This window comes from Flavobacteriaceae bacterium (genome assembly GCA_014075215.1).
In the GTDB taxonomy this organism is placed as follows: Bacteria; Bacteroidota; Bacteroidia; order Flavobacteriales; family Flavobacteriaceae; genus Polaribacter.
The window spans coordinates 1600294-1607500 of sequence record CP046177.1; the positions used below are offsets into that span (position 1 = coordinate 1600294).

Here is a 7207-nt window from a genome sequence, read left to right on the forward strand (position 1 = left end):
ATTAACCAATTTTAATATTGGCTTGGGAACTGTTCCCGATGATAACCTTTTATTTCCACATTTTGTTTACTACTCTCGGTTCAATTTCTCTTAAGCGAGTGACTTTTGTCATTTCAAGTTATGACTTTTCTTTTTTTGAACCGTTGATTTTTAACGTAATGTTTCTGTCAAATGGATACCAACACCCAAATATACGCATTGCGGTTATCTTTATTATGGCGGTTATCCAAATATAGTATAAATATATAAATAATTGTAATTCAGTTAGTTTTTTTATATTTAGCGTGATAATTATTTTCACAAAACGAATGTTATGTTACTAATCAAAAAAATATTGCTTGAATTTCAAAAGAAACTTTCATTACAACGTTATGCAAAATTACGATGTACATAAAAAATATATCTTTTAAAAATGTATAAATGAATAGCATTTGGTGGAAAGAGGGCGTTGTTTATCAGATATACCCCAGATCTTTTAATGATACTACCGGAAATGGAATAGGGGATATAAGAGGGATCATTAGCAAGCTCGATTATATAAAATCGCTAGGTGTAGACATTATCTGGTTGTGCCCGGTATATGAATCGCCTAATTACGATAATGGCTATGATATTAGTGATTACAAAAAAATAATGCCCGGATTTGGTACTGAAGAAGATTTTAATGAACTCCTACAGCAAATCCATGCCAAAGGGTTAAAATTGATTATGGATTTGGTGGTGAATCATACGTCCTTTAAACATCGGTGGTTTGAAGCATCCCGAAAATCAAAAGACAATCCTTATCGCGATTTTTATTTCTGGAGAAAAGTGAAAAACAATGGCCCGCCCAATAACTGGAAATCTTTTTTTAGCGGTAATGCCTGGTAATATGATCAGACTACTGATGAATATTATTTACACCTTTTTACTAAGGAGCAACCGGATTTAAATTGGGAAAACCCGGCTGTACGGGAAGAAATTTATAGCATTATCGATTACTGGCTCAAAAAAGGTGTGGATGGTTTTAGAATGGATGTCATTTCATTGATTTCCAAACTTCCAAACTTACCGGATTCAAATACTCGTAATTTTGATGAAACCATACAACAGTTTTATGCTAATGGCCCTAAAATTCATGAGTATTTGAAAGAAATGAATCGGGAAGTACTTTCAAAATATGATATTATGACGGTGGGAGAGGGGCCGGGGATTGATCTTGAAAATGGACTTTTATACGTTGAGGAAGATAGGGAAGAACTCAATATGATTTTTCATTTTGGGCATATGTTTATTGATAACGGGTCCGGGGGAAAATACGGGCTCAAGTAAATTTTATGGGTATTAAGCGAATAATTTTTCAAGTCTAAAGAGGAAAAATTGTGTATCTCTTACGCCTCTTTGATTGGCTCTAAAGAGTTTTATTTTTGAATTAAAAGACTCTGCATTTGCATTTGTATTCCTATTGTCAAAAAAGTTTAAGATGGTATTAAAATGATGTTTAATACTGTTCATTGCTGTATTGAAATTTTTAAATTCCAATTTTTCTGTATCCTCAAACCAATGTTCAAATCGTTGTTTGGCTTTTACTTTACATTTTTCTTGATAAATGCTTCTAAATTCTAAAGTGTGTTTATAGGCTTGTTGGATGTTTGGATAAAGATTACATAATAATTCTGCTCTTTGTTTTTGATTAGGTGTCCAATCGTTTGTCTTTTTAGCTAAAATATATCTACTTCTAGCCAAAAGTTGCTTTTTTGTATCACCATTAGATAGCACTATGGGTTTGTGTTTCTTCCTTGCTTTTTTAGCAGCTTCAATGGCTTTGTTTTCATCTTCTATTGCTTTCCACCGATGCTGTACTCTAACATGCTGTAAAGCTTCTGTTACCAGTTTTACCACATGAAATCTATCGGTAACAATTTTAGCATTTGGAAAACAAATCTTAGCTGTTAAATTCATATTATTTGCCATATCTAAAGTTACTTCTTTGACTTGTTTGCGTTGTTCTAAGGGTATTCTTTCAATAGCAGTAATAATATCATCACTTTTAATTCCTTTTACACAAGCCACTAAAGTTCCTTGTTTACTTCGTGCGTTCTTGTTGGTCAAATAGGTATAAAGTTCACCTTTAGATAGACTTACTTCATCAAGACTTAAATACTCTCCTATATTCTTCGGATAAATAAGATAATCTTCACAATGGGGCTTTTGATTCCAACTATCAAACCCACTTATCTGTTTCTTATAATGGCGTTGTAAAGTTCGTGGGTAAATACCGTAATAACTCGCTATATTACTGATCGTATCTTCTCGGGCCTCTACCTGTAGCTTTTAAAAAATCAGAAAGTTCTGACGTTAATTTAGAACCTTCTGCAATGAATGAATAATCATTTTTAATCGCTCCCTTTTTAGTCTTCTTATCTCGCCATCGTCTTGTTTTTATATGTAGATAAACTGCTTTACCGCGTATGGGAAAATCTTGAATCTGTTTACTGCTAATAAAACCTTTGGACTCATAATTACCCTTTGAGTAACCCTCTGGTAGAATATTCTTCTCTTCTAAATAAATGTGAAAAGCATCCTTTTTAACTGAAATATCTCCTAATTCTTCAAAAAATACAATATCAAAATGAAGTAATAAATCTTGAGGGAGGATAGATGCTAATAATTCTAAATGCATCGTCTTTTTTTATGCATCTAAAATAATCAATCCCCATAAATTGTCGTTGACCCAAAATACGATCCTGTCAATATTGACCTGATCGTTTTTAAAAATGTTTTCAATGAATGGGATCACCGGTTGAAAAACAAAGGTTGGGGAAGCATCTTTTTAGGGAATCATGATTTTTCCAGGATGATTTCCCGATTTGGAAATGATATGGAATACCATACGGAGTCCGGGAAGCTCTTGGCTACCCTGTTATGTACGCTGAGAGGTACCGTCTATATATATCAGGGAGATGAGATTGGCATGACCTATGTCGCATTTTCAAATATTGAAGATTATAATGACGTAGAAACCCTCAACAGTTGGAAGGAAGCTGAAGCCAGTGGAAAGGAAATGAATGAATTTCTAAAAATTGTTCACCGTCAAAGCAGAGATAATGCCAGGACTCCCATGCAGTGGACTTCTGGGAAAAATGCAGGATTTACCAATGCAAAACCTTGGATTCAACTCAATAAAAATTATATCGATATCAATGTAGAAAATCAAGAAGAAGATGATAATTCTATTTTAAATTATTATCGGGAAATAATTACTTTTAGAAAAAAGCATCTAGTTTTGGTATATGGAGATTATGAGAGTTTGGACAATGAAAACCCGCAAATATTTGCTTACAGACGCTGGAATGATAATGAAGAATTTGTAATTATTCACAATTTTAGCGATACTACTGTAAACTGGAATTACAAATTGGATGTAAATTCCTATACTCTGGTAAAAACCAATGTCAAAAACTGTCTGGATTTACTTCAGTTGAGTCCCTGGCAGACAAAAATTTTGCAGAAAAAGGAGCGTCTGTAAAGCTCGAAAGGAGTGTAGTTTTTTTAGTATTAGCTTGCTAATCTTACGGTTTTCAGGTTATAAGTTCAGTAAATAAAAAAGAAGCTGTCCTTTTTTAGGCAGCTTCTTTTTTATAATAATTAGAAAAATGGGAGGTAGTTATTTTTTCTTACTCCCTGCTTCCATTTTCTTTTTTAAATCAGCGAGGCCGCCAATATCTCCAAGAGTAGTTTTTTCTACTTCCGAAGCTTTTTTTGCAGCAGCTTTCATATTTCTTTTTTCTTGCTCCTTAAAAATAGCCGTATGAGAGACTACTATTCTTCTATAGTCTTTGCTAAATTCAAGTACTTTAAATTCTGCCGTATCTCCTTTAGCCAGCTTGCCACCTTCTTCTTTATCCAAATGACGATTTGGTGCGAAAGCTTCTATACCATGACCAAAAATCACTATAGCACCTTTATCATTTTTTTCTTTGATAGTTCCCTGGTGAACAGAATCGATAGTATATGTGACTTCATGAGCATCCCAAGGATTTTCCTGAGTTTGTTTATGACCTAAGCTTAGCTTACGGCCTTCTACATCCAACTCCAATACCTGAACTTCTAATTTATCACCCATAGTAACAAAATCTGACGGGTGATTGATTTTTCTAGTCCAAGATAGATCAGAAATATATACCAATCCGTCAATACCTTCTTCTAGCTCTACAAAAACTCCAAAATTCGTATAGTTTCTCACCGTACCGGTATGTGTGGAGCCTATAGGGTATTTAGCCGTAATATCTGTCCAGGGATCAGGATATAGTTGTTTTATTCCTAAAGACATTTTTCTTTCACCTCTATCCAAAGTAAGAACCTGCGCTTCTATTTCGTCGCCAATTTGAACAAAATCTTGAGCAGATCTTAAATGCGTAGACCAAGACATTTCTGAAACATGAACCAATCCCTCAACTCCTTCGGATACTTCAATAAAAGCCCCGTAATCAGCCAAAACAACTACTTTTCCTTTTACTTTATCGCCTACCTTAATAGCTGCATCCAAAGTTTCCCAAGGATGCATAGATAATTGTTTTAAGCCCAGTTGAATTCTGGATTTATCATCATCAAAATCTAAGATAACTACATTTAATTTTTGATCTAATTCAACAACCTCATTTGGATGATTGATTCTCGACCAGGATAAATCCGTAATATGTATTAATCCGTCAACACCTCCTAAATCTACAAATACGCCATAAGAAGTAATATTTTTTACGATACCTTCCAATACCTGGCCTTTTTCTAATTGACCGATAATCTCTTTCTTCTGAACTTCAATATCAGCTTCAATAAGCGCTTTATGAGAAACTACAATATTTTTAAACTCGTGATTGATCTTCACAATTTTAAACTCCATAGTTTTTTCTACATACTGATCATAATCTCTAATCGGTTTTACATCAATTTGAGAACCTGGTAAAAATGCTTCAATTCCAAAAACATCTACAATCATACCACCTCTTGTTCTACATTTAACAAAACCATTGACTACTTCACCTGTTTCATGGGCATTATTAACTCGTTCCCAAGCTTTGATTATTCTTGCTTTCTTATGAGATAATACCAACTGACCGGTACTATCTTCTCTTTTATCTACAAGTACTTTTACTTTATCACCAACAGATAAATTAGGATTATAACGAAATTCATTTAAGGAAATGACCCCTTCGGATTTGGAATTGATATCAATGATGACATCTCTATCCGTTTTTCTGATAATTATACCTTCAATTACATCGAGCTCATTTACAAAACCTACGGTTCCTTCCAGCGTCTTTTCAAATTCTTTTAATTTAGATTCGTCAACAACCTCAATACCTTCTTCGTATTTGTGCCAGTTAAAATTGGCTAAAAACTCTTTCGGATCTGTTTCGGCTACAGTTTCTGTAACTGCTTCTTCTACTATAGCTTCAGTAGTTGTTTCCTGAACTTGTGGATTTACCACTTGCTCTTCGGTTTCTTTTGTTTTTTCAGACATGCTGAATTGTTTTTGTATCTTATTATTATTCAGATTATTAACGATAATAATACTAAGAGAGATGATACATCAAAAATAACTTCTATGCCTTTTTCTAATCTGTACTCGTAAAAAAAGGAGTGCAAACCTACAAATTTTAAATGAGATTTTGTTTAAACTTTTTGACTTGAAGTGAAAATTGATTTTATTTTTGTTCTATTTGTCAGCAAAAACTATATTTATTGCTTATTTAACTGATATGTTAAGTTGAAGTAGAGTAAGAAAGATATGGATTTAAAAACCAAAAAGCTTTTGGAAAAGGGAAAAATACTCCCTTTGATGGAAGAATTCTACACTATACAAGGCGAAGGGCATCATATGGGGAAAGCAGCTTACTTTATTCGAATTGGCGGGTGCGATGTCGGTTGTCATTGGTGTGACGTAAAAGAAAGTTGGAATGCCGATTTGCATCCTCCGACATTGACAGATACCATCATTGAAAATGCAAAAAAATATACCGATACGGTTGTGGTAACCGGTGGAGAACCTTTAATGTGGTCAATGGATTATTTAACTGAAAGATTAAATTCACAGGGGATTAGAACACATATTGAAACCTCCGGATCTCATCCGTTTTCTGGTACCTGGGATTGGTTTTGCTTATCTCCCAAAAGAACAAAACTTCCTTTACAAGAAGTATATGAAAAAGCGGATGAATTAAAAATGATTATTCATAACCATCATGATTTTAAGTTTGCCGAAGAGCACGCCGGTAAAGTTTCCAAAAAATGTCAGCTTTTTCTACAACCCGAATGGAGTAAAAGAGAGCAAATAAGTCAAAAAATAGTGGATTATGTTTTGAAAAATCCCAAGTGGAAGATATCATTACAAACTCATAAATATTTGCATATTCCTTAAAAAATATCTTTATAACAACCTTTCCCGGGCAAGTCTATAAACCATTTTTAATTGTTCTTCTTTTGTCAGGTGTGAATTATCTATTTCAATGGCATCGTCAGCTCTTACTAAAGGCGAGTCTTTTCTCGTTGAATCTAACCTGTCTCTTTCTACTATATTCGTATAAATTTCCTCGTAACTGACATGCTGTCCTTTCTCCAACAACTCTTTATATCTTCGCTCAGCACGCTTATTTGCAGGAGCACTCATAAATATTTTTAATTCGGCATCTTTAAACACAACAGTACCGATATCTCTGCCGTCCATTACTACTCCTTTACCTTTTCCCATTTCTTTCTGGATAGCAACTAATTTCTTTCTCACTATTGAAACTGCCGCAACCTTGCTCACCAAATTAGAAACTTCTAAAGTTCTTATTTCACGTTCTACATTTACATTGTTCAGATACATCTCGGCATCTCCTGTCGCTGTATTTAATTCAAAAGATAAATCAATAGTTTCCAAATGTTGAGCAAGCGATTCCAAATTAAAAAAACTATGCCCGACTAAATTATGCTGTATTGCAAATAGGGTAACTGCTCTGTACATTGCCCCGGAATCGACATAAATATATCCTAGTAATTTAGCCAAACTTCTGGCAATAGTGCTTTTTCCCGTAGATGAAAAGCCATCAATTGCTATAGTAATTTTTTTAATTGTCACCTGCTATCCAAATCAATATTTATACCAATTGTACTCGTACTTGAAGCGGTATGGTATTTAGAAAAAGCATAATTAAATTTCAGTTTATTCATTCTAATCCCAAAT

At 33.8% G+C, this 7207-nt stretch carries 7 protein-coding genes and 1 pseudogene (1 of these 8 cut by a window edge); 3 read left to right on the plus strand and 5 right to left on the minus strand.

The features are described 5' to 3' along the window. Positions 1-420 precede the first annotated feature (420 nt). A pseudogene (locus GKR88_08065) lies at positions 421-1311 on the plus strand (hypothetical protein). Positions 1312-1323: 12 nt separating this feature from the next. Here the strand turns inward: GKR88_08065 and GKR88_08070 are convergent. Continuing rightward, positions 1324-2217, minus strand: coding sequence for a DDE transposase (locus tag GKR88_08070; GenBank protein ID QMU64251.1), 894 nt, complete (start codon positions 2215-2217; stop codon positions 1324-1326). A gap of 58 nt (positions 2218-2275) precedes the next feature. Next, entirely contained in the window at positions 2276-2662 is a 387-nt protein-coding gene (locus tag GKR88_08075) for a hypothetical protein (protein ID QMU64252.1), read from the minus strand. A gap of 39 nt (positions 2663-2701) precedes the next feature. Here GKR88_08075 and GKR88_08080 point away from each other — a divergent pair, with 39 nt between their 5' ends. After that, the gene (locus tag GKR88_08080; GenBank protein ID QMU64253.1) at positions 2702-3508 is read left to right on the plus strand and encodes a hypothetical protein; all 807 of its coding nucleotides are present in this window, start codon (positions 2702-2704) and stop codon (positions 3506-3508) included. Between the two features lie 138 nt (positions 3509-3646). Here the strand turns inward: GKR88_08080 and rpsA are convergent, their stop codons facing one another. Beyond that, complete coding sequence (rpsA, locus tag GKR88_08085; protein QMU64254.1) at positions 3647-5503, minus strand: 30S ribosomal protein S1; 1857 nt, start codon at positions 5501-5503, stop codon at positions 3647-3649. Between the two features lie 267 nt (positions 5504-5770). Here rpsA and GKR88_08090 point away from each other — a divergent pair, with 267 nt between their 5' ends. After that, positions 5771-6400, plus strand: coding sequence for a radical SAM protein (locus GKR88_08090; protein ID QMU64255.1), 630 nt, complete (start codon positions 5771-5773; stop codon positions 6398-6400). Positions 6401-6409: 9 nt separating this feature from the next. Here the strand turns inward: GKR88_08090 and GKR88_08095 are convergent, their stop codons facing one another. Together GKR88_08095 and porQ are read right to left on the minus strand one after the other, a co-directional pair. After that, positions 6410-7096: a (d)CMP kinase gene (locus tag GKR88_08095; GenBank protein QMU66669.1), complete on the minus strand. Its 687-nt coding sequence runs from the start codon at positions 7094-7096 to the stop codon at positions 6410-6412. Positions 7097-7098: 2 nt separating this feature from the next. Then, positions 7099-7207: the final stretch of a type IX secretion system protein PorQ gene (gene porQ / locus GKR88_08100; GenBank protein QMU64256.1), read on the minus strand. 914 nt of this gene lie beyond the right edge of the window; only the last 109 of its 1023 coding nucleotides appear in the window; the start codon falls outside the window, past its right edge; it ends in the stop codon at positions 7099-7101.

Bases quoted from the DNA above. Each gene is read 5' to 3' on its own strand.
- GKR88_08075 (QMU64252.1), bottom strand. From the start codon at position 2,662: ATGCATTTAGAATTATTAGCATCTATCCTCCCTCAAGATTTATTACTT.
- rpsA (QMU64254.1), bottom strand. From the start codon at position 5,503: ATGTCTGAAAAAACAAAAGAAACCGAAGAGCAAGTGGTAAATCCACAA.
- GKR88_08090 (QMU64255.1), top strand. From the start codon at position 5,771: ATGGATTTAAAAACCAAAAAGCTTTTGGAAAAGGGAAAAATACTCCCT.